The 26,469-nt window shown below is 64.2% G+C and carries 23 protein-coding genes; 8 read left to right on the top strand and 15 right to left on the bottom strand.

Features of this window, described 5'->3' with window-relative positions; all coding sequences use genetic code 11:
• The first annotated feature begins 76 nt into the window (after nt 1–76).
• Nucleotides 77–994: a LysR family transcriptional regulator gene (locus ACR30Z_RS19650; protein WP_144652079.1), complete on the top strand. Its 918-nt coding sequence runs from the start codon at nt 77–79 to the stop codon at nt 992–994.
• Between the two features lies 1 nt (nt 995).
• On the opposite strand, the gene ACR30Z_RS19645 is transcribed toward ACR30Z_RS19650, so the two are convergent.
• From ACR30Z_RS19645 to ACR30Z_RS19625, 5 genes are all read right to left on the bottom strand, one after another.
• Entirely contained in the window at nt 996–2,180 is a 1,185-nt protein-coding gene (locus ACR30Z_RS19645) for a Gfo/Idh/MocA family protein (protein WP_434374349.1), read from the bottom strand.
• A 26-nt stretch (nt 2,181–2,206) separates the two neighbouring features.
• Nucleotides 2,207–3,259, bottom strand: coding sequence for a LacI family DNA-binding transcriptional regulator (locus ACR30Z_RS19640; protein ID WP_144652077.1), 1,053 nt, complete (start codon nt 3,257–3,259; stop codon nt 2,207–2,209).
• A 54-nt stretch (nt 3,260–3,313) separates the two neighbouring features.
• On the bottom strand, nt 3,314–4,972 hold the full coding sequence (locus tag ACR30Z_RS19635; protein ID WP_144652076.1) for a sugar ABC transporter substrate-binding protein: 1,659 nt from the start codon (nt 4,970–4,972) through the stop codon (nt 3,314–3,316).
• A gap of 72 nt (nt 4,973–5,044) precedes the next feature.
• On the bottom strand, nt 5,045–5,968 hold the full coding sequence (locus tag ACR30Z_RS19630; RefSeq protein ID WP_090819386.1) for a carbohydrate ABC transporter permease: 924 nt from the start codon (nt 5,966–5,968) through the stop codon (nt 5,045–5,047).
• 33 nt (nt 5,969–6,001) lie between these two features.
• On the bottom strand, nt 6,002–7,036 hold the full coding sequence (locus ACR30Z_RS19625; protein ID WP_144652075.1) for an ABC transporter permease: 1,035 nt from the start codon (nt 7,034–7,036) through the stop codon (nt 6,002–6,004).
• Between the two features lie 198 nt (nt 7,037–7,234).
• Between ACR30Z_RS19625 and ACR30Z_RS19620 the strand changes: the two genes are divergently transcribed.
• Nucleotides 7,235–8,266, top strand: a complete 1,032-nt coding sequence (locus ACR30Z_RS19620; RefSeq protein WP_434374348.1) for a formylglycine-generating enzyme family protein — start codon at nt 7,235–7,237, stop codon at nt 8,264–8,266.
• Between the two features lies 1 nt (nt 8,267).
• Here the strand turns inward: ACR30Z_RS19620 and ACR30Z_RS19615 are convergent, their stop codons facing one another.
• From ACR30Z_RS19615 to ACR30Z_RS19595, 5 genes are all read right to left on the bottom strand, one after another.
• Entirely contained in the window at nt 8,268–8,825 is a 558-nt protein-coding gene (locus ACR30Z_RS19615) for a DUF5666 domain-containing protein (protein WP_434374347.1), read from the bottom strand.
• Nucleotides 8,826–8,932: 107 nt separating this feature from the next.
• On the bottom strand, nt 8,933–10,441 hold the full coding sequence (gene gatB, locus ACR30Z_RS19610; protein WP_089594286.1) for an Asp-tRNA(Asn)/Glu-tRNA(Gln) amidotransferase subunit GatB: 1,509 nt from the start codon (nt 10,439–10,441) through the stop codon (nt 8,933–8,935).
• Nucleotides 10,441–12,009 carry an Asp-tRNA(Asn)/Glu-tRNA(Gln) amidotransferase subunit GatA gene (gene gatA / locus ACR30Z_RS19605; protein ID WP_434374346.1) on the bottom strand — a complete coding sequence of 523 codons (1,569 nt, stop codon included), beginning with the start codon at nt 12,007–12,009 and terminating at the stop codon, nt 10,441–10,443. Before gatA ends, gatB begins: the two co-directional genes overlap by 1 nt.
• A gap of 5 nt (nt 12,010–12,014) precedes the next feature.
• Complete coding sequence (gatC, locus tag ACR30Z_RS19600) at nt 12,015–12,311, bottom strand: Asp-tRNA(Asn)/Glu-tRNA(Gln) amidotransferase subunit GatC (RefSeq protein ID WP_144652071.1); 297 nt, start codon at nt 12,309–12,311, stop codon at nt 12,015–12,017.
• A 198-nt stretch (nt 12,312–12,509) separates the two neighbouring features.
• Entirely contained in the window at nt 12,510–13,952 is a 1,443-nt protein-coding gene (locus ACR30Z_RS19595; RefSeq protein ID WP_434374345.1) for a CitMHS family transporter, read from the bottom strand.
• Nucleotides 13,953–14,150: 198 nt separating this feature from the next.
• Between ACR30Z_RS19595 and ACR30Z_RS19590 the strand changes: the two genes are divergently transcribed.
• Together ACR30Z_RS19590 and ACR30Z_RS19585 are read left to right on the top strand one after the other, a co-directional pair.
• Entirely contained in the window at nt 14,151–15,842 is a 1,692-nt protein-coding gene (locus tag ACR30Z_RS19590) for an ATP-binding protein (RefSeq protein ID WP_434374344.1), read from the top strand.
• Complete coding sequence (locus tag ACR30Z_RS19585; protein WP_144652069.1) at nt 15,835–16,494, top strand: response regulator; 660 nt, start codon at nt 15,835–15,837, stop codon at nt 16,492–16,494. Before ACR30Z_RS19590 ends, ACR30Z_RS19585 begins: the two co-directional genes overlap by 8 nt.
• 70 nt (nt 16,495–16,564) lie before the next feature.
• Here the strand turns inward: ACR30Z_RS19585 and ACR30Z_RS19580 are convergent, their stop codons facing one another.
• Together ACR30Z_RS19580 and ACR30Z_RS19575 are read right to left on the bottom strand one after the other, a co-directional pair.
• Entirely contained in the window at nt 16,565–16,945 is a 381-nt protein-coding gene (locus ACR30Z_RS19580) for a RidA family protein (RefSeq protein WP_144652068.1), read from the bottom strand.
• A 58-nt stretch (nt 16,946–17,003) separates the two neighbouring features.
• Nucleotides 17,004–17,516: a GNAT family N-acetyltransferase gene (locus ACR30Z_RS19575; RefSeq protein WP_144652067.1), complete on the bottom strand. Its 513-nt coding sequence runs from the start codon at nt 17,514–17,516 to the stop codon at nt 17,004–17,006.
• A gap of 469 nt (nt 17,517–17,985) precedes the next feature.
• Between ACR30Z_RS19575 and ACR30Z_RS19570 the strand changes: the two genes are divergently transcribed.
• From ACR30Z_RS19570 to ACR30Z_RS19555, 4 genes are read left to right on the top strand one after another with little or no spacing between them, the layout of a single operon-like run.
• A complete protein-coding gene (locus tag ACR30Z_RS19570) occupies nt 17,986–19,095 on the top strand; it encodes an ABC transporter substrate-binding protein (protein WP_144652066.1) in 1,110 nt (369 codons plus the stop codon).
• A 2-nt stretch (nt 19,096–19,097) separates the two neighbouring features.
• Nucleotides 19,098–20,012, top strand: a complete 915-nt coding sequence (locus ACR30Z_RS19565) for an ABC transporter permease (protein WP_144652065.1) — start codon at nt 19,098–19,100, stop codon at nt 20,010–20,012.
• On the top strand, nt 19,988–20,707 hold the full coding sequence (locus ACR30Z_RS19560; RefSeq protein ID WP_434374343.1) for an ABC transporter ATP-binding protein: 720 nt from the start codon (nt 19,988–19,990) through the stop codon (nt 20,705–20,707). The genes ACR30Z_RS19565 and ACR30Z_RS19560 overlap by 25 nt, the downstream gene beginning before the upstream one ends.
• Nucleotides 20,708–20,748: 41 nt before the next feature.
• On the top strand, nt 20,749–22,116 hold the full coding sequence (locus ACR30Z_RS19555) for an LLM class flavin-dependent oxidoreductase (protein WP_434374342.1): 1,368 nt from the start codon (nt 20,749–20,751) through the stop codon (nt 22,114–22,116).
• A 7-nt stretch (nt 22,117–22,123) separates the two neighbouring features.
• Here ACR30Z_RS19555 and ACR30Z_RS19550 read toward each other — a convergent pair whose 3' ends face one another.
• From ACR30Z_RS19550 to ligA, 3 genes are read right to left on the bottom strand one after another with little or no spacing between them, the layout of a single operon-like run.
• Nucleotides 22,124–23,332, bottom strand: coding sequence for an AAA family ATPase (locus ACR30Z_RS19550; RefSeq protein WP_434374341.1), 1,209 nt, complete (start codon nt 23,330–23,332; stop codon nt 22,124–22,126).
• 10 nt (nt 23,333–23,342) lie between these two features.
• Nucleotides 23,343–24,167: an inositol monophosphatase family protein gene (locus tag ACR30Z_RS19545; protein ID WP_434374340.1), complete on the bottom strand. Its 825-nt coding sequence runs from the start codon at nt 24,165–24,167 to the stop codon at nt 23,343–23,345.
• Nucleotides 24,164–26,452: an NAD-dependent DNA ligase LigA gene (gene ligA / locus ACR30Z_RS19540; protein WP_144652061.1), complete on the bottom strand. Its 2,289-nt coding sequence runs from the start codon at nt 26,450–26,452 to the stop codon at nt 24,164–24,166. Before ligA ends, ACR30Z_RS19545 begins: the two co-directional genes overlap by 4 nt.
• Between the last annotated feature and the right edge of the window lie 17 nt (nt 26,453–26,469).

The raw sequence follows: 26,469 nt of genomic DNA, 5'->3' as shown, positions 1-26,469 counted from the left end.
CTGCTGAGTCCATTGAAGCCCCGGCAACGATTTAGCACAACTAGATTCTTCTCAATCAACGATTTAGGATTTGCTAATGGAAATTCATCAGCTGCAGATGCTCCGGGAACTCGGTGACCTGGGCAGCGTCAAGGCGGTCGCCGAGACCTTGATGGTGACGCCGTCGGCCGTTTCGCAACAGCTCGCCCTGCTGCAGAAGTCCGTGGATGTGCCCCTGACGCGCAAGGAGGGCCGTTCCTTGGTGCTGACCGACGCGGGCCGCGTGCTGGCCGAGGCGGGCGCCGCCGTCGTGAATGCCATGGCAGATGCTCGGGCAGCGATCGGCGCGTATCACGATGCTCCCGACGCGCCGGTCAGCGTGAGCGCCTTCCACAGTGCCGGGCAGGCGCTGTTCGCGCCGCTGGCAGCGTTGCTGGCGTCCGACGGCGGGAGGTCGCCTCGCCTGCGCCTGTCCGACGAGGATGTGGCCCAGGAGGATTTCCCGGGGTTGGCGGCTCGGTACGACCTGGTGCTGGCGCACCGCATGGACAATAGCCCACAATGGCCGGAAGACAAGGTTGCGGTGATTCCGCTGGCCGACGAGCCGCTGGACATCGCCTTGCCGGCGGATCACCCGCTCGCAGCCCGCCGCGAACTGGAGCCGTCCGACGTCGTGGATGAACCCTGGGTGACCAGCCGTGACGGCTACTCCCCCGCGGACGTCCTGGCCGCCGTCGTGGCTGTGAGCGGGCGACCGGCGGAAGTGCTGCACCGGATCAACGACTACTCAACGGTTGCCGCACTCGTCTCGGCGGGCGGCGCGATCGGCCTCCTCCCGCGCTTCACGGCGCGCAGGGTGCTGGACGCGGGCGTGGTGCTGCGTCCGCTGTCAGGAGTGAACTCCGTGCGCAAGATCGACATCCTGGCCCGCCCGGAAACGCTGAAACGAAAATCGGTCATGACGGTGTGCGAGTCACTTCACACCGTCATGACCGGGCTTTCCTCACCCCACTAGGTCAGTCGCGAACCAAGGCGGGCTGGCCGGCGTCGAAGTAGGCCACCAGCTCGGCCGGAAGCTCCGGGACCTCTCGCGCTGAGCCGTCGCCGCGCAGCGATTCAGCCGCGAGGATGCCTGCCACCACTGCCTGCCGTGCAGCTATGGGACTGGTCTGCGTTGGGCCGCCCTCCGACGCGAAGCGGAGGAATTCCTCGATCAGGCGCGGGTCGGCACCGCCGTGGCCGCCTTCGCCGTCCTGGATGGTGATGACCTCGTCCGGCGCGGCATATCCCGACGTCCGGCTGGTCCACACATTGATGGTCTCCCCGGGGCCGTCGCCCAGGTTCTCGATCCGGCCCCTGGTGCCGATGACGGTGTAATTCCGCCAGTAGTCCGGCGTGAAGTGGCACTGCTGATAGGAGGCCAGTACACCGTTGTCCAGGACCATGTTCATCATGGAGATGTCCTCAACGTCGATTACCTCGGCCAGGTCCTTCTGCTCGGTTGGCGGCCAATTGTCCAGCGAGAACCAGTCCCCCATGCGCTTGCCCGTGTTATCAGCGCGGTTGGCGACGTCACCGTAGACCGCAAGATCGCCGACGGCGGCAACCCGCTTGGTGTAACCACCGGCGAGCCAGTGGATCACGTCGATGTCGTGCGCACCTTTTTGGAGGAGCAGGGAGGTGACATTGGCGCGCTGCGCGTGCCAGTCCTTGAAGTAGTAGTCACCGCCGTGGCCCACGAAGTGGCGGCACCAGACCGCCTTGACCTCACCGATCCGGCCTTCCTCGATGAGTTGGCGCATCTGCACCACCACCGGCATGTGACGCATGTTGTGGCCCACGTACAAGCGCGTGCCGGTTTCGTAGGCGGTCTTCAGGATCAGATCTGCAGCTTCCACCGTGATGTCGAGCGGCTTTTCGCAGAAGGTGGGGATCCCCGCCTTGAGCGTCTGGACCGCGACGGCGGCGTGCTGGTTGTCGGGGGTCAGGACCAGTACGGCGTCGAGGCCGCTGGCGAGCAGTTCCTCGATATTGTCCGTAATCCGGGCCGATGGGATACGTTCGGCGGCGTCGGCCCGGCCGCGTTCACTCAGGTCACAGACGATCGCGACCTCCGAGCCCTGGCCCGGCTTGTGGGCGTGTCTCCACAAACCCGACCGCAGGCCGAATCCCACGATGCCGACCTTCAAATCCTTTTCCATGATGTGCAATTTCCTTCTGCTGATTCTTAGTAAAGTCTGGTTGCGGCGCTGCGGTGGGGCGCCGATTCGCGCACGAACAAGTGCCACGGGAAGTCGAGGACGGTGGGGCCGGTTGCCGAGTCCGGGGTGGACTGGGCGGTTGCCCGCCGCAGGAGCAACCGGGAGAGCTTGTCGAAGAAGTCCACGGGACCCACGGTGCTGAGGGAAGGTGACATCCGCTCACCTTCCACGGTGTTGCCCACACCGATGATGTCCACGTCGGTGCCAACAGCAAGCCCCAGCCGTTGAGCGGCGTTGATGGCACTGACCGCGGCGTAATCCGTGGTGGCATATATGGCGGTGGGCCGGTCCTGCATGCTGAGCAGCCGGGTGGCAGCCGCGTAGGCCCCGGCGCTGGTGCCGTCGAACAGCCCCACGTAATCGTCCCGCTCCGGAATGCCGGCGTTGGCCAAGGCGTCGGAGTAAGCCCGGTAACGAGTCCCACCGGAGGTGCCTGCAGCTGTTGCCGGCGTCAGGCAAGCGACCTGCCGGTGGCCGTGGAGCAGGTGCTCCACGGCCATGCGGCAGCCCGGCCCGGCGATGGAACGGATGACATCGAAGCCCTCCGCTTCCACCTCCTCATCAAAGACCACCAGCGTGGTTCCATGTTCGGCCAACTTACGCAGCGCGTCCCGCTGCTCAGGCCGGACGGCATCGACGAACACGGCATCTGCGTTGTGTGTGCCGAGCACTTTCACCCAGTCGGCGTCGCCGAGGATCATCGGTGTGATCCCCAGCGGGACCGCCGCCCTTTGCACAGCCTCGATGACGGACAGGGACCACGGATCGGACAGCATGGTTAGCGAGAGGATCACTGTGTTGGTGCGTCCCGTCCTGATGGCACGCGCCGCCTGGTTGGGGCGGTAGCCAAGCCGCTCCGCAGCTGCCTTCACCTTCTCCGCCGTCGGATCCGAAACGCCCGGTCCGCCATCGCCCCGCCGCCCCGACAACACGTAGGAAACAGTGGCGGTGGAGACGCCGGCCAGTTCGGCCACCATTCGGATGGTGGGACGTACTCCGGTGCTGCTCGCTTTTGCCATGATTCCCCCTGCTGGTGTTCTTTGTTTGCGCGTCGGTTCGGTATTGGTTTGAGGCTAGCTCCTGAATACCGGCACGTTGGGGTCCAACGCGGCCTGGTACTCATCGCGCATCTTGTCGCCGCCTTCGCTCTTCCAGCGCTTGACCGCATCCTTGAGCTCGTCGATCTTGGCGCGGCCGGTGATGATATCCACCACCTTGTCCCGCAACTGCTTGGTGATCTTGGCACCCACCTTGGCGTTGGTGTCCGAGTAGGAACCGTTGGTGGGATTGCGCCAGGCGAACTCGAGGAGTTTCTCCTCCTGCTGGCTGACGTAGCGGGTGTCGTCGTCGAAACCGGGGTTGAAGATGACGTTCTCCGGACTGGACATGATGTTCAGCGCCGATACCAGGCCGGGCGCATTGGTGGTACCCGTCTCGGTTCGTGCCGGGTTGCCCGAGGCGTCCACGGTGTAGTCCTGGCCGAGTTCGCCGAAGTTCTTCTGCATGTACTCCACAGTGCCGAAGGGTGCCGACAGGTAGTTGATCAGGGCCAGCAGTTCGCGGATCTTGCCCTCCTCGGCCTTCTTGAACGGGGTGAAACCCACCGTGCCGTAGCCCATGTCGTACACGGGCCTGACCTTGCCGTCGGCGCTGAACGGGATCAGCACATCGAACTGCGCATCCTTGTTCAGGGCACGGTAGCTGCGGATATCGTGCGGACCCACCACTACCTGCGCGGCCACACTGCCGTTGGCCACCCGGGACCGGATGTCAGTGGCCTTGGAGTCCGGGTAGAAGACGCCAGCTGCGAACATCTTGGCGGTGAACTCCACGCCGGCCATGTACTCATCTGTCTCATAAAGGTGCGTGAGGGTGCGGTCCTTGTTGACCGCCCAACTGTTCGGGGCGCCAAACCATTCGGTGACCATGTGGAGGGCGTTGATGTAGGCCGGCTCCAGTGCGTACTTCTGGTCGCCCGGGCGGGTCAGTTCCTTGGCCTTCTCCAGGAATTCGTCAGCGCTGCCGGCCTCAAAGCCCCCTACCTGAGCCCAGACATCGTGGTTGCCCACGTACACCTGGCCGAATGGCGTGCTGGGGATGGGAGCTCCCCAGATCTTGCCGTTCACGACGGCGGTCTTCCAGGAATCGGGCTTCAGCGCGGCCAAGTTGGGGTACTCAAGGACGGCGTCACCGGAGAGGTACGGCGTCAGGTCCTGGAACTTGGCTTCAAGCATGGGGCCGACGTTGGGAATGCCCTGGTTCGGCGGAACCCACATCATGTCCGGGAGGTCGTTGCTTGCCAGGACGGTAGCAAACTTCGCAGGGTAGCCGTCTCCGATGTCTTCGGCGATCTGCAGTTCCAGGTCTCCGCCGAGCTTGGCGTTGAGCCGCTGCCAGAAAGGATTGTCCTTCAGGCCCGGGCTCATGGTGTCGAAGGTTTCGGTCAGGCCCGTGACTTTGCCCTTGAGCGGTGGCGTCTTCACGGACTGCACAGCGGTGGGCAGCTTGAAGTAGCCGGCCTGGAGGCCCTTGGCGTTGCCCGCGATGTCCGGGGTAACGCCGGTGAATTCCTTGTACGTGGGCAGTTTGACCGAAGCAGAGGCAGCGGCGCCTCCGTTACTTGCGGCTCCGCCACCACCGCAGGCGGACAGGCCGGCGGCGGTCACGGCCAAGCCTGCGAGGCCAAGGAAACCGCGGCGGCTGAATCCAGCCTGTGAGGTAGTGCTCGTCATGGCATAACCCTTTCTGGTTACTTGCTTCATGGGGTGTGGGGTTTCAGTTCTTTTCGGGGTCCGCGGGTGCGGCTAGCCCTTGACGGCGCCGGTGATGACGCCCTTGGCAAAGTGCTTCTGGAGGAATGGGTAGACCATCAGGATGGGGACCAGGGCCACCACGACCACGGCCATCTGAATGGACTGGGGCGGTGGAGTGGTGGTGATTCCGAGCTGGTCTGCCGCGCCGCTGCCCTGGACCACGAAGTTGCGGAGCAACAGCTGGATGGGCCATTTGCTGTGGTCGTTGATGTAGAGGAGGGCGTTGAAGAACGAGTTCCAGAAGCCCACCGCGTAAAAGAGGCCGACGACGGCGATCACGGCTTTGGAGAGCGGCATCACGATGCGCCACAGGATTTGCCAGTCGTTGGCGCCGTCGATCCTGGCGCTTTCGATCAGTTCACCCGGGATGTTCATGAAGAACGAGCGCATCACCACGAAGTTGAAGGCCCCGAAGATGCCGGGAAGGATCAGCGACCACAGGGAGTCCAGCAGGCCGAGCTGGCGGATCATGAGGAAGGACGGGATGAGGCCGGGTGCGAACAGGAGCGTGAACAAGACTGCCAGGATGACCGGCCGGCCGAAGAGGACCGAGCGGCTGGTGGCGTAGGCCATGGTGATGGTCACGAACAGCGCCAGGATGGTGCCTACTGCGGTGACCAACATGCTCACGCCGAGTGACTGCAGGACCATGGGGCCTTTGAAGATGGTGGCGTAGGCCTCCAGTGTGGGGCGTTCAGGCCACAGGACGAAGCCTCCGGCCTTCACGAGTTGTTCGGTGTCCGCCAGTGAGGTTGAGACCACCAGGAGGATGGGCGTCAGGATGGACAAGCTGAACACGATCAAGACCACTGCTTTGACCGTTTGGTACAGCGCGGAAGGCTTTTCCTTCCACACCGGGCGTTTGGGGTTGTAGCTCAGTTCCCGGGGTTTCTTGGTGAAAAGTGTTGTTGCCATGGGGTTCTCCTTGTGCGGCAGCAGCGCGGGCTTTTAGCGCGCTTGTTTCGCAAAAATTCCGTCTTCGCCGAAGCGGTGGGCAAGTTTGTTCGCGCCGTAGATCAACAGGGCGCTGACCACGCCCTTCGCGAGACCGGCTGCTGCGCCGGAACTCCAGCCGCCTCCCACTACGCCTGTGTAGTAGGTGAAGGTGTCCAGCACTTCCGCGGCCCCGGCGCCCACGGCGTCCCGCTGCAGGATGAACTGTTCGAAGCCGACGGAGAGGATGTCGCCGATGCGCAGGATCAGGAGCAGGACGATCACGGGGCGCAGCCCGGGAAGGGTGATGTGCCACATCCTGCGCCAACGCCCGGCCCCGTCGGCTGCTGCAGCTTCATAGAGCGAGGCATCAATGCTGGCGAGGGCTGCCAGGAAGATGATCATTGCCCAGCCGGCGTCCTTCCAGATCATCTGGACCACCACCATCACCGGGAAGGTCTCCGGATTGGTCATGAACGGAATCGGATCCATGCCCCAGTCCCGCAGCAGGTTGTTGACGAAGCCCGCACCACCCAGCATCTGCTGGAAGAACGCGATCACCAGCACCCAGGACAGGAAGTGCGGCAGGTATGCGATGCTCTGGAAGATCCTGCGGACCCGGGTGCTGATCAGTGAGTCCACAATCAGCGCCAGGACCAAAGGCACCGGGAACAGGAAGACCAACTGCCACGCGGCCAGGTAGAGGGTGTTCCAGAACGCGTGGATGAAGTCCGGGTTGCCGAACAGGTCCACGAAGTTCTGCCAGCCAACCCACAGGCTGTCCCCGATGCCCAGGTAGGGCTGGTAATCCTGGAACGCGATGACGTTGCCCAGGATGGGAATGTAGAAGAAGAGCAGCAGGAAGGCCACACCCGGCACCATCATGAGCAGCATCTGCTTATCGCGGCGCAGACGGGACCGGAAACTTTGCTGCGGGACCTTGTTCCTCTTCCGCTTCCCAGGACCGGATCCCGGGGATTTCCCACCCGCCGGTGCCGGGACTCGGCGAGCTTCTGGCAATGCCGGAGCCTGTTCCGTCGTCGAGTTCATGCTGTCTCCTCAAGTGTTGAGCGAAAACCCAATGTGATTCAGGCCACGCTCGTTAACCGTTTAACAAACCATAAGTGACGGCCATCTCTTTTTGCAAGATCATGATCGAAACTGCTCGCAGAAATCAGCTTTCATCATTTCAGCCGGTGATCTGCACGGTAGAATTGGGCACTGGACATCATCGGAAGGAGGGTTGCTATGGCTGGATGCTGTAGTCCAGGCGCAGGCGCCGAGGAGCATTCGCTGCCACGGCTGCCCCTCCCCCTGGCCGAGGTGGAACGGCGCGCGGACGCGACCACCGCCGTCGAGGTTTCCTTGGGCGGGACGCCGTCGGCGGACCGTTCAGTCCGCGCGGCCCAGCCCAACGACGTCCAGGTTCCGGGTGGAGTCTTCACCATGGGCGACCCCTTCGATGAAGGCTACGACGCCGACGGCGAGTCGCCAGTGCACCAAGTAAGGGTTTCCCCCTTCCGGATCAGTGCCACCACCGTGACCAACCAGGAATTCGCGGAGTTCATCGACGCCACCGGTCACCGCACCGAGTCGGAGGTCTTCGGGACGTCGGCGGTGTTCCACCTGGCCGTCACAGCCGATCACAAGGACATCCTCAACCGGGTCAACAACGTCCCGTGGTGGTTGAACGTTCGGGGAGCGGACTGGGCGCACCCTGCGGGACCGCTCTCCCACTGGAGCGACGCAGCAGACCATCCAGTGACGCATGTGTCGCACAACGATGCCCTGGCATACTGCGCATGGGCCGGCCGCAGGCTCCCCACCGAGGCCGAATGGGAGTATGCGGCCCGTGGCGGGCTGTCCGGGCAGCGCTACCCCTGGGGCAATGAACTGCTCAACGACGCCGCCGGCACGGCAGCCCACCATTGCAACATCTGGCAAGGTGACTTCCCGGTACGCAACGACCTCGACGACGGCTACCTCACCACGGCACCCGTCCGTTCCTTCGCTCCCAACGGCTACGGCCTGTACCAGACCAGCGGAAATGTCTGGGAGTGGTGCAGCGACTGGTTCCTGCCCAAGTATTACAAGACGTGCCTCGCGCAAGGCACGGTCGAGGACCCGCAAGGTCCCACCATCGGCCGTGGCAGGGTGATGCGGGGCGGCTCATACCTCTGCCACGATTCCTACTGCAACCGTTACCGCCTGGCCGCGCGGAGCTCCAACACACCGGATTCGGCCAGTGCCAACCTGGGCTTCAGGACTGTGGCGCTGTAGCTTACTTGGGCCTGTGGCCCCTGTGCCCGTGGCCGCCCTTAACTCCGGCGGGCAGTTCCCCGGCCACAATCCTTATGGCGGTCACGGTATCGCCGTCTTTCGTGCCGCTGAGGCGCACCGTGTCTCCGGCGGCGAGGTCAACAGCGGCGGCCGAGGGCAGCGTGGGCTTGCCCCTGCCGTTCCTCAGCTCGGACACGTTTGCGGGGACCTTCGCGATGCTGGTTTCCGCAGTGATCGCGTACCGCTGCGTGAAGCCGTCTTCGCTCTTCACGGTTACTTCGGAGCCACTGATCGCGTCGATGGTTCCGGCCTGGGTGACAACGGTCCGGTAGGTCCCGTCCTGCTGCCTCACGACATGTTCGCCATGGATGGCATGCCCGCGGCCTTCCGTGGACTGGGCGTTGGCGGATGCCGATGGTCCGGGCGACGCCGAGGCGCTCGACGGCGACGGGCCGGGTTGGGTGCCTGCCCACACGACGGCGGTCCCTCCCGCGGTCAGTGCGACGGCGATCCCGCCGGCGAGAAGGGCCCTGCGAAGGCCTGGAGTCATGGTGCCCATGCATCCATTGTGCGCCCGTCCCACAAAAAAGTAGCTCGCAGTTGTGGTTGTTCCGAGCTCTCAAAACAACCACAACTGCGAGCTACTTGGGCTTGGACCCGGAGTCCTTAGCCTTCTACGCCGAGCTTCTCCAGGATCAGTTCGCGGACGCGGCCGGCATCTGCCTGGCCACGGGTAGCCTTCATGACACCGCCAACAATCGCGCCAATGGCCTGGACCTTGCCGCCACGGATCTTCTCCGCGACATCCGGCTGTGCGGCCAGTGCGGCGTCGATGGCTTCCAGGAGCGGACCGTCGTCGGACACGACCGCGAGGCCGCGCTTCTCGACGATTTCCGCAGGGGTACCTTCGCCGGCAAGGACGCCGTCCAGGACCTGTGTGGCCATCTTGTTGTTGATCTTGCCGTCTTCGACGAGCTTGTTCAGCTCAACGATCACCTGCGGTGTGACACCAAGCTCGGAAGGATCGACGTCAGCTACCTTGGCGCGACCGACGATCTCGCCCATCCACCACTTACGGGCGACATCTGCGGACGCACCTGCTGCGATGGTCTCCTCGATGGAATCCATGACACCGGCGTTAACGACGTCGCGGAATTCCAGGTCCGAGTAGCCCCAGGCTTCCTTGAGGCGCTTGCGGCGCTCTGCCGGCGGCTCTGGAAGGGTCGCGCGGAGTTCCTCCACCCACTCACGGGAGGCGACGACGGGAACCAGGTCCGGCTCCGGGAAGTAGCGGTAATCGTCGGCGTCGGACTTGGGGCGACCCGACGTCGTCGAACGCGTGTCCTCGTGCCAGTGGCGCGTCTCCTGGATGACCGGCTCGCCGGAGTCCAGAACGGCGGCGTGGCGCTGGATCTCGTAGCGGACGGCATGTTCGACGGCGCGCAGCGAGTTCACGTTCTTGGTCTCTGAACGGATGCCGAACCGCTCCCGGCCGTGCGGGCGCAAGGAAACGTTGGCGTCGCAACGGACGTTGCCGCGCTCCATCTTGGCATCGGAAACGCCGAGATTCTTCACGATCTCGCGGACAGCCGCGACGTAAGCCTTGGCCAGCTCAGGCGCACGGCTCCCGGCCCCCTCGATTGGCTTGGTGACGATCTCAACCAGCGGAACACCCGAACGGTTGTAGTCCACCAGCGAGTAGTCGGCGCCCTGGATTCGGCCTGCAGCGCCGCCCATGTGGGTCAGCTTGCCGGCGTCCTCTTCCATGTGGGCGCGTTCGATCTCCACGCGGAACACCGTGCCATCCTCCAGCTCGATGTCGAGGTAACCGTCGTAGGCGATCGGCTCGTCGTACTGCGAGGTCTGGAAGTTTTTGGGGGTGTCCGGGTAGAAGTAGTTCTTCCGGGCAAAGCGGCAGGATTCGGCGATCTTGCAGTTCAGGGCAAGGCCGATCTTGATGGACGACTCCACAGCGGTCTTGTTCACCACGGGCAGGACGCCCGGCATGCCAAGGTCAACCTCGTTGACGTTGGTGTTCGGCTCATCACCGAAGACGTTCGGCGCGGAGGAGAACATCTTGGTCTTGGTGTTGAGCTCCACGTGGACCTCGAACCCCAGGACGGGATCGTACTTCTCCATGGCCTCTTCGAAGCTCAGGGTTGCGTCGACGGACATTAGTTGGAACCTCCGGCGGTGGTGGATGCTGCGTCAAGGACAGCATTTTTCAGATCCGGCGCCTGCGCGAGCATGGGGCCGCCCCACTTCTCTTCAAGGATGGATTCGAGTACGGCACCCACGCGGTACAGGCGGGCATCCTCGCGGGCCGGAGCCAGCAACTGGATACCAACGGGCAGGCCGTCTTCGTCAGCAAGGCCACCCGGAAGGGAAAGGCCAGGGATACCGGCAAGGTTTGCGGGAATCGTGGCGACGTCGTTCAGGTACATGGCCAGGGGATCGTCCAGCTTCTCCCCCAGCTTGAACGCCGTGGTGGGCGCCGTCGGGGAAATCAGGACGTCGGCCTGCGCAAACGCGGCGTCGAAGTCACGCTGGATCAGCGTACGGACCTTCTGCGCCGAGCCGTAGTAGGCGTCGTAGTAGCCGGCGCTCAGCGCGTACGTGCCAAGGATGATGCGGCGCTTGACCTCGTCGCCGAAGCCGGCAGCACGGGTGGCACCCATGACGCGTTCAATGGTCATGGGACCATCCTTGGGCAGCACGCGCATACCGAAGCGGACGCCATCGAACTTGGCCAGGTTGCTGGAGACCTCGGACGGCATGATCAGGTAGTAAGCACCCAGGGCGTACTTCAGGTTGGGGCAGGAAACCTCGACGATTTCCGCACCGGCATCCTTCAGCAACTGGAGGGACTCGTTGAAACGGTTCTCGACACCGCCTTGGTAGCCCTCGCCGTGCAGTTCCTTGATGATGCCGATCTTCATGCCGGCTACGTTGCCCACGCGGGCAGCAGCAACCAAGTTGTTGAACGGGTCAGTCAGGGACGTGGAATCAAAGGGATCGTGTCCACCGATGACTTCCTGCAGCAAGGCGGAGTCCAGCACGGTGCGGGACACCGGGCCGATCTGGTCCAAAGACGACGCCATGGCAATGGCGCCGTAACGGGACACGGCACCGTACGTCGGCTTCATGCCAACAGTTCCGGTGACGGCACCGGGCTGGCGGATGGATCCACCGGTGTCCGTCCCGAGGGCCAGCGGAGCTTCAAAAGCGGCGACGGCGGCAGCGGAGCCACCGCCCGAACCGCCGGGAATGCGGTCCAGGTCCCATGGGTTGCGGGTGGGGCCGTAGGCCGAGTGCTCCGTGGAGGAACCCATGGCGAATTCGTCCAGGTTGGTCTTGCCCAGGATAGGCATCTTGGCCGCGCGAAGCTTCTTCACCACGGTGGCGTCATACGGGCTGTGCCAGCCCTCGAGGATCTTTGAACCAGCGGTCGTCGGCTGGCCGATGGTGACGATGAGGTCCTTGACCGCGATCGGCACACCCGCAAGGGCGTGCAGTTCCTCGGCAGCAGCACCGCCGGAGGCGCGAGCAGCATCAACTTCCGCGGCAACGGCCAAAGCCTCTTCGCTGTTAACGTGCAGGAACGCATTAACCTGACCGTCGACGTCGGCAATGCGGTCAAGGTGCGCCTGCGTCACCTCGACCGCGGAAACTTCGCGGGCAGCCAGCTTGGCAGCAAGATCGGCAGCGGAGTGGCGGATGAGTTCGTTCTTCAGTTCAGTCATGGTGATTAGTCCTCATCCAGGATTGCCGGGACCTTGAAACGGTTCTCGAAAGCATCCGGGGCGCCGGACAACGCCTGCTCGGCCGTGAACGTGTGACCCACAACGTCCTCACGGAAGACGTTGGTCAACGGAATAGGGTGCGAGGTAGCCGGGACATCGTCCCCGGCAGCTTCACTCACGCTCTTCACCGAATCCACGATGACAGCAAGCTCAATAGCCATCCTGTCCAGTTCTTCGGCACTCATTTCAATGTGAGCCAGACGCGCAAGATGCGCGACGTCGTCACGGTTGATCGCAGCCATGGATCTCCCCTGCAAAGTTCAAATGGTTTTCCGAACCAGTCTACTTGTCTTGGGTGTGCCGGGGTGTCCTGACGCTACACCCTGGCGCCATCCTCCGCGTGCTCGCACGCCAATTCGCGGGTCCGCTGCACAATACGCCGTTACTGAACGGCGAATTCGTAGCGAACCCGCGAACTCGACACTTGAAGCGGTGGCTGGTTAGCCGATGCCGATGGCCCCGGTCAGGACGCCTACCGCCAGCATCACCAGCGAGACCACCGCCGTGCGCCAGAGGACCTTCTTGTGGTGGTCGCCCAGATCCACCTTGGCGAGGGAGACCAGCAGGAGGATTGCCGGAACCAGAGGGCTCTGGAGGTGGAAGGGCTGGCCAGTGATGGAAGCGCGAGCCATGTCCGCTGCTCCTACGCCGTAGTGCGCGGCGGTTTCGGAGAGGACCGGAAGGACACCGAAGTAGAAGGCGTCGTTGCTCATGAAGAACGTCATCGGGATGCTGAGCAGGCCGGTGATGACCGCCATGAACGGGCCCATCTCTGCGGGGATGATCTGGACCAGCCACTCGGACATTGCCTTGACCATGCCCGTGCCGTTCAGCACGCCGGTGAGGACAGCAGCAGCCATGACCATGCTGACTACGGCCACGATGGACGGTGCGTGGGCGATCAGCTGGGCGCCTTGGTCCTTGACCTTGGGGAAGTTGACCAGGAGGGCGATGGCCGAGCCCACCATGAAGACAAACGGGAGCGGCACGATGTTGGCCACCAGGACCACCATGACGGCTACGGTCAAGCCCAGGTTGAACCAGAACAGCTTGGGGCGCAGCGTGGTGCGATTGGGGTCCAGGGCGGTATCTGCCATGGCGGTGTCGTGGTCGTCAACCAGGGTTGCTGGATCTTCAAGAACCGCGACGCCGGAACCTCCGCCGGTGCCCGGCTTGCCTGCGGTGGCGACTGAACCGCCGCGGCGACCTGAGCCGCCGTCGAACGCTTGCGAAGGATCAGCGACGTCGCCCCAGATCTCGGGGGCAGTGGTGCGGAGGCGGTTGCGTTCCTGCAGGCCGAGGAGCCAGGAAAAGACCAGCACGACGATGAGGCCAACGATGAGGGACGGGACCATGGGGACGAAGACGTCGTTGACATCCAGGTGCAGCGCGGTGGCGGCGCGTGCGGTGGGACCGCCCCACGGCAGGATGTTCATGGTGCCGTTGGCGAGGCCGGCCACACAGGTGAGGACCACCGGGCTCATCTTGAGGCGCAGGTAAACGGGCAGCATCGCGGCAGTAGTGAGGATAAAGGTGGTGGAGCCGTCGCCGTCCAGGGAAACTGCTGCGGCGAGGATGGCGGTGCCGAGGACAACCTTGGCGGGGTCGTTACCCAGCTTGCGGAGGATGAACTTCACCAGGGGGTCAAAGAGTCCGACGTCGATCATCAGGCCGAAGTAGATGATGGCGAACATGAGGAGTGCGGCCGTGGATGTCATGGACTTCATGGAGTCCATCACCATGTCGCCGATGCCGAGGCCCGCTCCGGCGAACAGGCCGAAGACGGTGGGAACGATGATCAGCGCCAGCACTGGCGTCAATTTTTTGGTCATGATCAGGACCATGAATACCGCAATCATTGCGAATCCAAGCAAAACCAGCACGGCCGGCTCCTTACTACTGTGAATGGCGCCACGTCGATGTGATGCGCACTACAGACGACATGGTGGCGCCCGTCACGGGCTGGGGTTTCCGGGAATTGTTGGGAATACTGCTCATTGAGAACGTTTTGCGCATTGTGCTCAATGCTTCAATGGAGCTGGAGGAAAGGAGTGAAGGTGCCCCGCAAAAGGCGAGTCAGTATGCGCTTCTCCACCCAAACCCTCCTCCTCCAACTAGGGGTGGTGCTGCTGGTGGTCCTGCTCAGCGGCGCCGTCCATGCCTGGCTGGTGTACGAGCGGATCGGCGACGAAGCCGAAAACCAGGCCCTGACCCTTGCCAGGACAGTCGCGGCAGATCCCGATATCAGGGCCGGTGTCCAGGAGATCAGCCAGGAAGAAGGCACACCGCCACCGGAGGTCCTCGCTTCCGGTCCCCTGCAGGCGGCAGCGGAGGCAGTCCGCGTCCGCACCGGCGCTCTCTTTGTTGTCATCACCGATGAAACAGGGCTTCGCCTGGCCCACCCGGAGACGGCCCGGCTCGGCGAACGGGTCAGCACCGATCCCACCGTGGCCCTCGGCGGACAGGAAATCACCACCCGCAACACAGGAACGCTGGGGCCCTCGGCCGGAGCCAAAGTGCCCGTCTATGCACCGGACTCCACCAGCACCATCGTGGGCGAAGTCAGCGTCGGCTACTCCGTTGAGTCCTTGGGCAACAGCCTGGCGCGCGACATTGTCCCCATTGCCCTGACCGCAGGCGGGGCGTTGCTGGCGGGCGTGCTGGCGTCCTTCCTGCTCCGGCGCAGGCTGCAACGGCTCACCCTCGGCCTGGAACCGGAAGAAATCAGCACCCTGGTCCACGACCAGGTGGCAGTGCTCCAAGGAGTGGACGACGGCGTGATCGGCGTGGCTCCCGACGGTCGAATCTCGGTGTTCAACGCAGCCGCATCCCGGCTCCTGGACATCCCGGACGCCACCGGCCAGGACTGGGCCACGGCCAACGTTCCCGAACAACTCAAGCACCTCACCCAGCCAGCGGCGCAGGACGCCCAGGCCGTTGAAATCGTGGCCGGCGGACGGGTCCTGGTAGCTAACGCCCGTAAGGCCTGGCACCGCAAGGAAGACCTCGGGTGGGTGGTCATGCTGCGCGACCGCACGGAACTCCAGCAGCTCACTCGGCAACTGGACGCCGTGGGAACCATGTCCACGGCCCTGCGTGCCCAGCGCCACGAGTTTGCCAACCAGCTTCATACAATCGCCGGGTTCATCAGCATCGGCCAGCACGATTCCGCCAAGGAATACCTTGCCAGGATCTCTGCCACAGGGCCGCTGAAATTCCCCGTTGAGCAAGCAGAGCTCCTGCAGGATACCTATTTGCAAGCCTTCATCGGCGCCAAGGGGGTGGAGGCCTCGGAGCGCGGGGTTGCCCTTCGCATCGGCCCGGAAACGCTGGTCCGTGGGCACGTTGCGGATCCGCAGGACGTCACCACAGTGCTCGGCAACCTGATCGACAACGCGGTAAGTGCCGCCGTCGCCGGTTCCGCAGCGGAGCGCTGGGTGGAAGTTGAGCTGCTGGACGACGTCACCCGGAGCGGCGGGACGCTGCACATCGTGGTGGGCGACTCAGGCGACGGTTTGGGGAGCCTGGAACCTGAGGAAGTCTTCGCCGAGGGATTTACGACGTCGGAACAACCGGTACGCTCGGGGGCCGGGCAAGGTTTGGGGCTGGCACTGGTCCGGCAGCTTGCGCGGAGGCGCGGAGGCGATGTTCGTGTCCTGGATCCAGGCAGCGAAGGTGGTCCCGGGGCGGTCTTCATGGCGAGCATCCCGGGGGTCATGGATGCGGCCGACACCGGGGTGGAGTCGACGATGAGGGAGGACAGCAGTGGCTGAGGATCTGAGGGTGCTGATCGTTGATGACGACTTCCACGTGGCAAGGCTGCACGCGGCCTATGTGGATTCGGTGGCCGGCTTCATGGCCCTGGCACCGGCCGGCTCTGTATCCCAAGCGCTGCAGGCCATCCACAGCCTTCGGCCCGATTTGGTGCTGCTGGATGTGTACTTGCCTGACGGCTCGGGGCTGGACCTGCTGGGCCAGCTGGACGTGGATGCCGTGATGCTCACTGCTGCCTCTGATGCGCAATCCATCAAGGTGGCCCTGCGCCGCGGAGCCCTCGGATACATGCTCAAGCCCTTCACCGCGGAAACCCTGTCCCAGCAGTTGAGGTCCTACGCCCGGTATCGCAGGATCCTCGGACAACAGACGGCTGTCGACCAGACCACCATTGAACGTGCCAAGCGGTCACTCATTCCCGGCGACGTCGCACCAAGCGCCAAGCCGAGGTCCGCAACTGAAGCGGCAGTCCTGGATTCCCTGCTTCCGGGCGAGCAATACTCCGCCGCCGAGGTCGCGGAACGGGTTGGCGTCTCCCGCGCCACAGCGCAAAGGTACCTGTCGTCGCTCGCGGACGATGGCGCCGTCGAAATCCAATTGCGCTACGGAACCACCGGCCGCCCGGAACACCGCTACGGCATCCCGAGCTAGCCCAACCAGCTGGCATTAGTGGTTGTTCTGAGCGCTCAGAACAACCACTAATGCGACTCAGTTGGGTGCGTTACGCGGACTTCTGGGCCACGAGTTCGATCTCCACGAGCATTTCGGGATCCAGGAACGGCAGGACGTGGACAAGGGCCAGCGTGGGGCGGATCTCACCGAAGACCTCGCCGTGCGCGCGTCCGGCATCTTCCCACTTGCTGATGTCCGTCAGGTACAGCTTGGACTGGACCACGTCTTCGTAGGAGAATCCGGCGTCTTCCAGCACCGCGCCGAGCTTCTCAAGGATGTACTTGGTTTGCGAATAGAAGTCATCGCCAACAATGCCATCGGGGCCGCTGGCAGCCGTGGCGGAAATGAAGAGAGTGTTGTCCACCTGCACTGCGCGGGAGTAGCCAAGGGTCTGCTCCCAGACCGAACCCGTGCCGAATGTCTTGCGCATGCCGCGCCTTTCCTGTCGTTTTCGCCCGGTCCGGTGACCGGCCGTTACGAAGGAAACTTTATGACTGCGAGAGCTCGAGCCTGTAAACGAACAGCTTTATGTCGGTGCCGGGAACGAACCAGTCGCGGTGCGGGGCGCGGTCAAAACCGGTCCGCGAGTAGAGGGCGTTGGCGCTTTCCCATGTTGCCCCGGTGGTCAGCGACACCGCGTTGATCCCGTCCATGGCTTTGGCTTGGTCCACCACGGCCTGCACCAAGGCCCGGCCCGCGCCGGAGCGCTGGACAGCCGGATCCACCACGAGGGTGCGCAGTTCCAGTTCGTCATCCAGTCCGATGTCCGAGAAGCCACCGCCGGCCGGAGCTGCCGTCACGGAACCGATGACCTCACCGTTGCGCTCTGCCACCAGGATCTCGGCGTGTTCCGCACGGCCGGCCACGTCCTGGAGTTTCTGCAGGTACGGGTGATCGGCGTCGCCGTAGTACCCCGCGGTGACGTAGGAGTCCTGCGTAATGCGGGCAACGGCGTCGTAGTCTTCGGGCAGGGCGGGACGGACGGTAATCGGCGAAAGCACCTACCAATGGTAGTCGCGCCGCACCGGCGCCGCGTGCCAAATGCGCCTTTCCGTGATGGAACTATCAGTCACGTGTGGAAGGCACGACGGCGGATAACCGGCTGCCGCTGTTCAGCCGGGTGGCCAGTGGGCTGCTTTTGTGTTGCCTCACGTGGCGGCGAATTGAGCCGCATTGCGTGCGGTGAACCCCGGTTTCCTGCTGTTGCGTGCACATGTCGAAACGCTGGTGCACGGCATAGTGCGCGTGTTTGAGTTGCCACACGGGGAGTGACTGACGCCCTCACCTTTGACATCTTCGTGGATACAGAACAGGAGGAACGATGCCCAAGACCGTTTCGAATGCGCAAGCAACGCAGGCTCACTCCTGCTGTCCGTCCTGCCTTCAGAACTAAGCGATCTCCCCCGCTGCCCCGTCGATGCCCTCGGCTCCGGGCCACCAGCGAACCCCCAAGCACCTGAAAGGCTGTTCATGTCGTCCGCGTCCCTTCGCGCCCAAAAACACCCCAAAACCCCTCCGAACCGCCGCCATGTCCTCGGCGCCCTCCTCGCACTTCCTGCCCTCGGCCTGCTGACGGCTTGCGGTGGAGCAGCAACAGCGGGAGGTGAAGCCACGCAGGCCGCACAAGTGACCGCCCCTCTTGCTACTGCCGTGCCGTCGGGCACCACCCTGGTAGTAGGTGACCCCTCGGTCCAGGTGGCGCTCGAACTCTCCGGTTTGGACAAGCTGCTCAGCTTCCCCGTGAAGTTCGCCAACATCTCCGGCGGCCCTGCCACCACCGAAGCCTTCCGGGCCAACGCCCTGGATGTGGGGTCCGTCGCCGACATTCCTCCCATCCACGCCACGTGGACCGGTTTGGATGTCCGGATCGTCGCCAGCGTCTACCGCCAGGACGCCGTGAACCACCCGCTGTACGAACTGGGAGTGGCACCCGGCGCGGGCATCACTGACTTGCAGGGCCTCCGCGGCAAGAAGATCGCGTACAGCCCCGGCCAGGCTCAGGGTGCTTTAGTGCTGCGCATCCTGGAAAAGGCGGGCCTTCAGCAGGGCGACGTGAAGCTCGTGGAACTGCCCAGCACCGGCGACACCTATTCCACGGCCCTGTCCAGCAAGCAGGTTGATGCCGCTCCGCTGGGTGGCGTCCAGATCAAGCGCTACCTGGCCAAGTACGGCGCCGACGGCGGAACCACGCTGCGGCACGGGCTCCGCGACGACCCCGGCCACCTGTATGCGCCGGCCAAGGTGCTGGATGACCCGGCGAAGGCCGCAGCGCTTGCTGAGTATGTCGAGATCTGGGGGCAGGCCCAGCGCTGGATCCAAGACCACCCCAAAGAGTGGCTTGAAGGCTACTACGTCAAGAACCAAGGACTTTCCGCTGAGGACGGCCAGTACCTGATCGATGCCGCCGGCGAGCGCGACCTCCCCACCTCATGGACCGACGCGATAGCACGGCACCAGCAAACCATCGACCTGCTCTCACGGGAGCAGAAGAAACCGAACCTGGACGCCGCCAAGCTGTATGACCTGCGATTCGAGGCCATTGGCGGCACCGCCTACGCCGCTGCAGGGAAGGGTTCGTAGCCATGACCACCACTGCTGCCCGACGCTCGACCACGGTCACCGCTCCCCCGTTCGGGGGCGGCCACGGCACCCACCCGGGTACCGTCGTCGAGCCCCATCTTGATCCGAACCTCTCCACTAGGCCGGACATCCGGCCGAGCAGCCGCCGCCTGGGACCTGGCCGACGACGCCGTTTTGCCGGTCTGGTTGGCCCTGCCGCGCTGATCCTGTTGTGGGTGGCAGCCTCCGCCACAGGCCTGTTGGACCCCCGCATCCTGTCCGAGCCGTGGACCGTAGTTTCCACGGCGGGGGAACTGATCGCGGATGGCCGGCTCCAGGAGAACCTCGCGATCTCTGCACAGCGTGCCGGTCTGGGCCTGTTCTTCGGAATCGTTGTGGGTGCTGTCCTGGCGGTCCTGTCCGGGCTGAGCCGTGTGGGTGAGTCCCTGATCGATGGTCCTGTGCAGATCAAGCGTGCCATCCCCGGGTTGGCGCTCATCCCATTGCTTATCCTCTGGTTCGGCATCGACGAAACCATGAAAGTCCTCACCATCACATTGGGTGTGTTCGTCCCGATCTACCTCCAAACGCACGCCGGACTGCGCGGCATCGATCTCCGCTACGTGGAACTGGCACAGACCGTTGGCCTGAGCCGGGCCGGTTTCATTCGCCGAGTGGTTCTTCCCGGGGCATTGCCGGGGTTCTTCCTGGGCCTGCGGTTTGCCGTCACAGGCGCGTGGGTGTCCTTGGTAGTGGTGGAACAGATCAATTCCACCAGTGGCATCGGCTACATGATGGAGCTCGCCCGCACCTACGGCCAAACCAACATCATCGTCCTGGGCCTGGCCGTGTACGGCGTCCTGGGACTGCTCTCCGACGCCGCCGTCCGGCTCCTGGAACGAAAGGCCTTGTCATGGCAACGAACACTGGCGGGCTAGGCACGCCGCCTTCCTACGAGGTTTCCGTCCGCGGCCTCATTCGCAGCTTCGGGCCGAAAGGTGTCCTGAACGGCGTCGACCTCGACATCGCCCCCGGCGAGTTCGTGGCCCTCCTGGGCCCCAGCGGCTGCGGCAAGAGCACGCTGCTGCGCGCACTGGCGGGCTTGGACCGCGATGTCCGCGGCAGCGGAGTGGTTAAAGTCCCCGAACAGGTCTCGGTGGTGTTCCAAGACTCCCGGCTTCTGCCATGGGACAGCGTCTTGGGCAACGTCACCTTGGGCCTCAGGGACCACGACGCCGACGCCCGCGGCCGACGCGCCCTCGCCGAAGTGGGACTCGCCGGCCGTGAAAAGGCGTGGCCGCACGAGCTGTCCGGCGGCGAGCAACAGCGTGTTGCCCTGGCGAGGTCCTTGGTGCGCGAGCCGCGTCTGCTCCTGGCCGACGAGCCCTTCGGGGCCCTTGATGCCCTGACCCGCCTGAAAATGCACGCGCTCCTGAAGGAACTCGTAGCCGCCCATCAGCCTGCGGTCCTGCTGGTCACCCACGACGTTGACGAGGCCATCACGCTCGCGGATCGCGTCATCGTCCTCCAGGACGGTCGTGTCGCCCTGGAGCGCGCGGCCGGAGCCGGCGTCGACCATTACTCGCTGAGGGGCGAACTGCTCGCCGCCCTTGGCGTCCACGCAGCCGCCTGAATCCCTACCGCCCCACCTTAATTGCCACCCAAGGAGAAATCATGTCCGAACCACAGCGCCACCTCCACCTCAACGCCTTCCTCATGAGCACAGGGCACCACGAAGCTTCGTGGCGGCTCCCGGAAAGCGACCCCCTGTCCTCCACCAAAGTGGAGCACTACCAGCACCTCGCCCGCACCGCCGAGCGCGGAAAGCTCGACTCCATCTTCTTCGCCGACTCCCCGGTCCTGTTCGGCGAGGTGGGACGCCGTCCCGCCGGCAAACTGGAGCCAACGGTCCTGCTGACCGCCATCGCGGCGGCCACGCAGAAGATCGGACTGATCGCCACGGCGTCAACCACCTACAACGACCCCTTCAACCTGGCACGCCGCTTCGCGTCGGTGGACTGGGTCAGCGGCGGCCGCGCCGGTTGGAATGTCGTCACGACGGCGGGACCGGACGCCGCGCGGAACTTCGGCGTGGATGACCAGCCGGCCCACGCTGTCCGCTATGAACGGGCGGCCGAGTTCATCGACGTGGCCCAGAAGCTCTGGGACAGCTGGGAAGACGACGCCGTACTGGCCGACAAGGCCGAGGGTGTGTGGGGCGACGACAACAAGATCCGGGCCATCGACCACCAAGGCAAGCACTTCCGTGTCCGCGGTCCGCTGAACGTTCCGCGTTCACCGCAGGGCCATCCCTTGATAGTGCAGGCAGGATCCTCTGAGGACGGCAAGAAGCTGGCCGCACAGTACGCAGAAGCTGTGTTCACCGCGCACCAGACCCTGGCCGACGCCCAGGCGTTCTACGGTGACCTGAAGGCCCGCACCGCCGCAGTGGGCCGGGACCCCGAGGGCATCAAGATCCTGCCGGGCATCGTCCCGGTGATCGGTTCCACCGAGGCCGAGGCCTTGAAGCTTGAGCGTGAGCTGGACGAGCTGATCAAGCCGGAGTATGCCCGCGAACAGCTGGCCAAGACCCTGCGCCTGAAGCCTGAGGACCTTCCGTTGGACCGGCAGTTGCCTGCAGACCTGCCCTCCGAAGATGAAATTGAGGGTGCTAAGAGCCGCTACACGCTGATCGTGGAACTGGCGCGACGCGAGCAGCTCACGGTGCGGCAGCTGATCGGTCGCTTGGGCGGCGGACGTGGCCATCGTACCTTCTCCGGAACGCCAGAGCAGGTTGCGGACGCCATCCAGGATTGGTTCTTTGCCGGCGCCGCCGACGGCTTCAACATCATGCCGCCGGTCCTTCCCTCGGGCCTGGAGACCTTCGTGGACCACGTGGTGCCGATTCTCCAGCAGCGTGGCCTTTTCCGTACCGAATACACCGCCTCCACGCTGCGCGGACACTATGGGCTTGCCCGCCCTGAGAACCGCTTCGCCGGTTCCAGCGCTCAGCAACTCACGTCCATCGGATCGGCGTTCTGACCGTCGATCAGCGCTTGGGCCAGCTCCATAACGGACCTTCCAGCGATCCCAGGCCCTTGATCCTGGTTTCGCCGAGGTCCTTGTAGAGCTCATGCTCATGTGCCGACCCGCTCTCCCGCAGTGCTTTGAGCAAGGCCTCGGAGTGGGTCACCACGATCATCTGGCTGTTGGCACTGGCCTGGACAATGAGTCCAGCCAGTGCCGGCATCAGATCGACGTGGAGGCTTGTCTCGGGTTCGTTGAGCACCATGAGTTCGGGAGGCCTTGGAGTCAGTAACGCAGCTGTGAGCAGGAGGAAGCGAAGCGTCCCGTCCGAAAGCTCGGCGGCCTTCATTGGCCGCAGCATGCCAGGCTGCCGCAGCTCCACGCTGAAACGGCCATCGCTGACGGAGATCCCCAGCCGACTTCCGGGAAAAGCATGATCGACGGCGGCGTCAAGCTGCCGTTCGAAGCCCACCTCGCGCAGCGTCTGGAGGGCGGCCGCCAGGTCCCTGCCGCTGTGGTGCAGAACAGGGGTGCGGGTACCTATTTGGGCCTGCCGCGCGGGAGCTTCGGCATCCGTTCGGAAATGATCGTAGAACCGCCAGGATCGCACGGAATCGCGGACCCGCAGGACTTCCGGGGCCCGGTCCTGGTCCGAGACCTCAGTCAGCATGCTCTGGTAGGTGTCCAAACGCCGGGAGAGTTCCGTCCACTCACCGTCCGGACCGCGCAGCCTGGCGAGGGCCCCTTTGCGGTCAACCAGCAATGAGCCCGGCCTGGCTACCGGTCCGGAGAAGATCTGCTCCCGTTTGATCTCCGGATCCAGGCTGAAAGCGGAGGGCTGCGTTTTCCCGGTCTCCGCGTCAAAGCCGGAGCCGCTGGACACCGGCATGCCGAGGTCCACCAAGTAGCCGAACCCGTCACCGGAGTAGCCCAGTTTCAGGTTGACCGACTCCCGCCGGACGGTTCCTTGGAGGGGAACATCACCGCGGCGCATTGCCTCGCTGATGGTCTCCGGCCCGGCCCACAGCGTGGACGACAATCCACCGTCCCGGGCAAGGGAACCCACGACGTTTCCGGAATCGCCCCCTGCGCATTCGGCCAGCAGCCGCAGGGCGCGGTACAGCGAAGACTTCCCGCTGCCATTGGCGCCCGTGACAATGTCCAGTCCGTGCAATTCCATCGCGAGGTCCCGGATGGACCGGTAGTTGGCGATGGCGAGCGTCCTGATCACTGGATGGTTGTCACAGCGGGAATTTGCCGGACAGTTCCAAGGCACCGGCGCACATCCAGGCAGCCAGGCGATCCTCTGTGCTGGGCCCGCCGTCAAGGGGACTTTCCAGCCGTGGCCTACGCACCCAGCAGCCTGCTTCTTCAGCGATCAAGGCACCGGCGGAGAAGTCATGCTCGTTGAGTCCGCGTTCGCCGTATGCGTCGAAGGTACCGTCCGCCACCAGGCAGAGGTCCAAAGCAGCAGAGCCCAGCCGCCGGACGTCCGCAAAGCCGTCCATGAGTTCAGCGAGCCCAGCTGACTGATCGGCCCGGGTGGCGGGATCGTAGCTAAAGCCGGTGGCCAGGATGAGTCCGGTCCTTCCGGGGACCGGGCCGGCAAGGCGCGTTGTCTCTCCGGCAGTTTCGAGCCAGGCACCGTGGCCCCGAGCAGCGGAATAGACGCGTCCCAGCGCTGGTGCGTGAACCACGCCGGCCAGCCACACGCCGTCGGAATCCGCCACAGCGACGGACGTCGCGTAGTAGACGATGTTGCGGATGAAATTGGTGGTCCCGTCCAGTGGATCGATGGACCAACGGTAGCCGGAAGGTTGGTCCGGGCGGGTAGTCCCGTGCTCCTCCCCCGTGATGCTGTCCTTCCCCCGTTCAGCAGTAATTGCTTCACGAACGGCGTTTTCCGCGGCGACGTCGAAGGCTGTGACCCAGTCCCCGGCCTCGCCCTTGTTCGTGGTGTCCAAACCATCGCCGGCTGTTCCACTGGTAGAACGCTGCGACAGCACCGCGGCTCCCGCCGCAGCGGCTCGTTTGGCGACAGCAAGCAGTTCCAACGGATCCGTCATTCGGATTCTGCCTCCGCTGCCGGTTCTTCGGGTGCTGCTTCCGGTTCCGCGTCCGTCTTTGCCGGTCCGTTGGCAAGGAGCTCGCGGAAGCCGTCCTCGTCCAGCACCGGAACGCCCAGTTGCTCCGCCTTGTCCAGCTTGGTCCCGGCGCTTTCACCGGCCACCAGGTAGCTGGTGTTCTTGGAGACGGATCCGGAGGCCTTCCCACCGCGGATGATGATGGCTTCCTTCGCTTCGTCGCGGCTGAAGTTAGGGAGCGTGCCGGTGACCACCACCGTAAGGCCTTCGAGTGTTCGCGGCATCGAGGTATCGCGCTCGTCCTCCATTCGGACACCAGCAGCCGCCCAGCTGTCCACGATCTCGTTGTGCCAGTCCACTGCGAACCATTCCTTCAGGGCCACCGCAATGGTGGGGCCCACGCCATCCACATGCGCCATTTGCTCCTCCGTGGCGTTGCGGATGGCGTCCATGCTGCCGAACGCAGTGGCCAAGGCCCGGGACGCGGTGGGGCCCACATGCCGGATGGAGAGCGCCACCAGCACACGCCAGAGCGGCTGCTTCTTGGCTTTCTCCAGCTCAGCAAACAACTTCTCGGTGGTGGCCGTCGGCTTGGACGGGGACTTGGCCGTTCCCTTGGTGTAGAAGTACGGAACGAGTTCGTACTCGCCCGTGCCCACGCCCTTCGAACGCTTCTCCCGGCGAATCAGGACATCCGCCAGGTCCTCGCGGGTCAGGCTGAACAGCCGGGCTTCGCTGGTCAGCGGCGGCGTTTCCGGTTCCGCCGGTTGGGTCAGCGCAACCGCTGCTTCCCAGCCCAGTGCTTCGATATCGAACGCACCCCTGCTGGCTACGTGGAACACGCGCTCCCGCAACTGTGAGGGGCACGACTTGGCATTGGGGCAACGGATATCCACATCGCTTTCCTTGGCCGGCGCCAAGGGGGTGCCACAGGAAGGGCATTCCGTGGGCATCACGAATTCACGGACCGGCGGATCCTGCTTGTCCCGCAGGGCGAGCACGGGGCCTACGATCTCTGGAATAACATCACCGGCCTTGCGGAGAATCACGATGTCGCCGATCATCACGCCCTTGGCCTTGACCACATCCTGGTTGTGCAGCGTGGCCATTCCCACGGTGGATCCGGCAACCTTCACAGGCTCCATCAAGCCGAACGGCGTCACGCGCCCCGTGCGGCCAACATTGACGGCGATGTCCAGGAGCTTGGTGTGGACTTCTTCCGGCGGGTACTTGTACGCCGCGGCCCACCTGGGGACGCGGGACGTGTAACCAAGCGCGCGCTGCGTGGCAAAGTCATCGATCTTGACCACGATGCCATCGATCTCGTGCAGGAGTTTGTGCCGGCGCTCACCGTAGTCGGCAATGAACTTCAGGACATCGTCGAACGAGTCCAGGACCTTGAGGTACGGGCTGACGGGAAGCCCCCACTGCTCAAGAAGCTTGTACGTTTCCGATTGGCTCTTGGCATTCAGACCTTCACGGGCACCGATGCCGTGCACAAACATGCTGAGCGGGCGCTTGGCCGTTTCCGCAGGGTCTTTCTGGCGCAGCGAACCTGCCGCAGCATTGCGGGGGTTGGCGAGCGGCGCTTTACCCGCGGCGACGAGGGTCTCATTGAACTCGAGGAAGGCCTTGGAGGGAATAAACACCTCGCCCCGAATTTCCACTTCCGAAGGGTAGCCGGATCCGCTGAGCTCCCGCGGGATTTCCTTGATGGTGAGGACGTTATGGGTGATGTCCTCCCCCGTGGTGCCATCGCCTCGGGTGGCAGCGCGGACCAGTTTGCCGTCACGGTAAAGGAGGTTCACGGCCAGGCCGTCAATCTTCAGCTCGGTCAGCCATGCGATGGCCGGGACGGAGTCGCCCAGCTTAGCAACGGAGGCTTCGGCCTTGCGGACCCAGGCTTCGAGCTCATCCAGCGAGAAGACGTCGTCAAGGCTGTACATCCGCTGCAGGTGCTCCACCGCGGCAAACGCCGAGGAAACCTCACCGCCTACTTCCTGCGTGGGGGAATCGTTGGAGACGAGCTCCGGGTGGAGCGCTTCCAGCTCTTCCAGGCGCCGGTACAGTTCATCGAACTCAGCGTCCGATACCGTGGGCGAGTCCTCCTGGTAGTACGCGTAACGGTACTTGCGTACGAGGTCCGCCAATTGCTCATACTCGTCACGCAGCGTTTCCGACGGAGGTGTTCCCTCGTCAGCAACGATGGCCGCTGCGGCGTCCTGGGTTGTGGTGTCGACCGGATCCGGATTCTCTGGTGTGCTCACAGGTCTATCTTGCCGCA

The organism is Paenarthrobacter sp. FR1 (assembly GCF_051106045.1).
Classification (GTDB): domain Bacteria; phylum Actinomycetota; class Actinomycetes; order Actinomycetales; family Micrococcaceae; genus Arthrobacter; species Arthrobacter nitroguajacolicus_A.
This window is presented reverse-complemented; position numbering and strand designations above follow the sequence as displayed.

Coding starts and splice junctions, on each gene's coding strand:
- ACR30Z_RS19650 (WP_144652079.1), top strand. CDS start 77: ATGGAAATTCATCAGCTGCAGATGCTCCGGGAACTCGGTGACCTGGGC.
- ACR30Z_RS19645 (WP_434374349.1), bottom strand. CDS start 2,180: ATGGAAAAGGATTTGAAGGTCGGCATCGTGGGATTCGGCCTGCGGTCG.
- ACR30Z_RS19640 (WP_144652077.1), bottom strand. CDS start 3,259: ATGGCAAAAGCGAGCAGCACCGGAGTACGTCCCACCATCCGAATGGTG.
- ACR30Z_RS19635 (WP_144652076.1), bottom strand. CDS start 4,972: ATGACGAGCACTACCTCACAGGCTGGATTCAGCCGCCGCGGTTTCCTT.
- ACR30Z_RS19630 (WP_090819386.1), bottom strand. CDS start 5,968: ATGGCAACAACACTTTTCACCAAGAAACCCCGGGAACTGAGCTACAAC.
- ACR30Z_RS19625 (WP_144652075.1), bottom strand. CDS start 7,036: ATGAACTCGACGACGGAACAGGCTCCGGCATTGCCAGAAGCTCGCCGA.
- ACR30Z_RS19620 (WP_434374348.1), top strand. CDS start 7,235: ATGGCTGGATGCTGTAGTCCAGGCGCAGGCGCCGAGGAGCATTCGCTG.
- ACR30Z_RS19615 (WP_434374347.1), bottom strand. CDS start 8,825: ATGGGCACCATGACTCCAGGCCTTCGCAGGGCCCTTCTCGCCGGCGGG.
- gatB (WP_089594286.1), bottom strand. CDS start 10,441: ATGTCCGTCGACGCAACCCTGAGCTTCGAAGAGGCCATGGAGAAGTAC.
- gatA (WP_434374346.1), bottom strand. CDS start 12,009: ATGACTGAACTGAAGAACGAACTCATCCGCCACTCCGCTGCCGATCTT.
- gatC (WP_144652071.1), bottom strand. CDS start 12,311: ATGGCTGCGATCAACCGTGACGACGTCGCGCATCTTGCGCGTCTGGCT.
- ACR30Z_RS19590 (WP_434374344.1), top strand. CDS start 14,151: ATGCGCTTCTCCACCCAAACCCTCCTCCTCCAACTAGGGGTGGTGCTG.
- ACR30Z_RS19580 (WP_144652068.1), bottom strand. CDS start 16,945: ATGCGCAAGACATTCGGCACGGGTTCGGTCTGGGAGCAGACCCTTGGC.
- ACR30Z_RS19570 (WP_144652066.1), top strand. CDS start 17,986: ATGTCGTCCGCGTCCCTTCGCGCCCAAAAACACCCCAAAACCCCTCCG.
- ACR30Z_RS19565 (WP_144652065.1), top strand. CDS start 19,098: ATGACCACCACTGCTGCCCGACGCTCGACCACGGTCACCGCTCCCCCG.
- ACR30Z_RS19560 (WP_434374343.1), top strand. CDS start 19,988: ATGGCAACGAACACTGGCGGGCTAGGCACGCCGCCTTCCTACGAGGTT.
- ACR30Z_RS19555 (WP_434374342.1), top strand. CDS start 20,749: ATGTCCGAACCACAGCGCCACCTCCACCTCAACGCCTTCCTCATGAGC.
- ACR30Z_RS19545 (WP_434374340.1), bottom strand. CDS start 24,167: ATGACGGATCCGTTGGAACTGCTTGCTGTCGCCAAACGAGCCGCTGCG.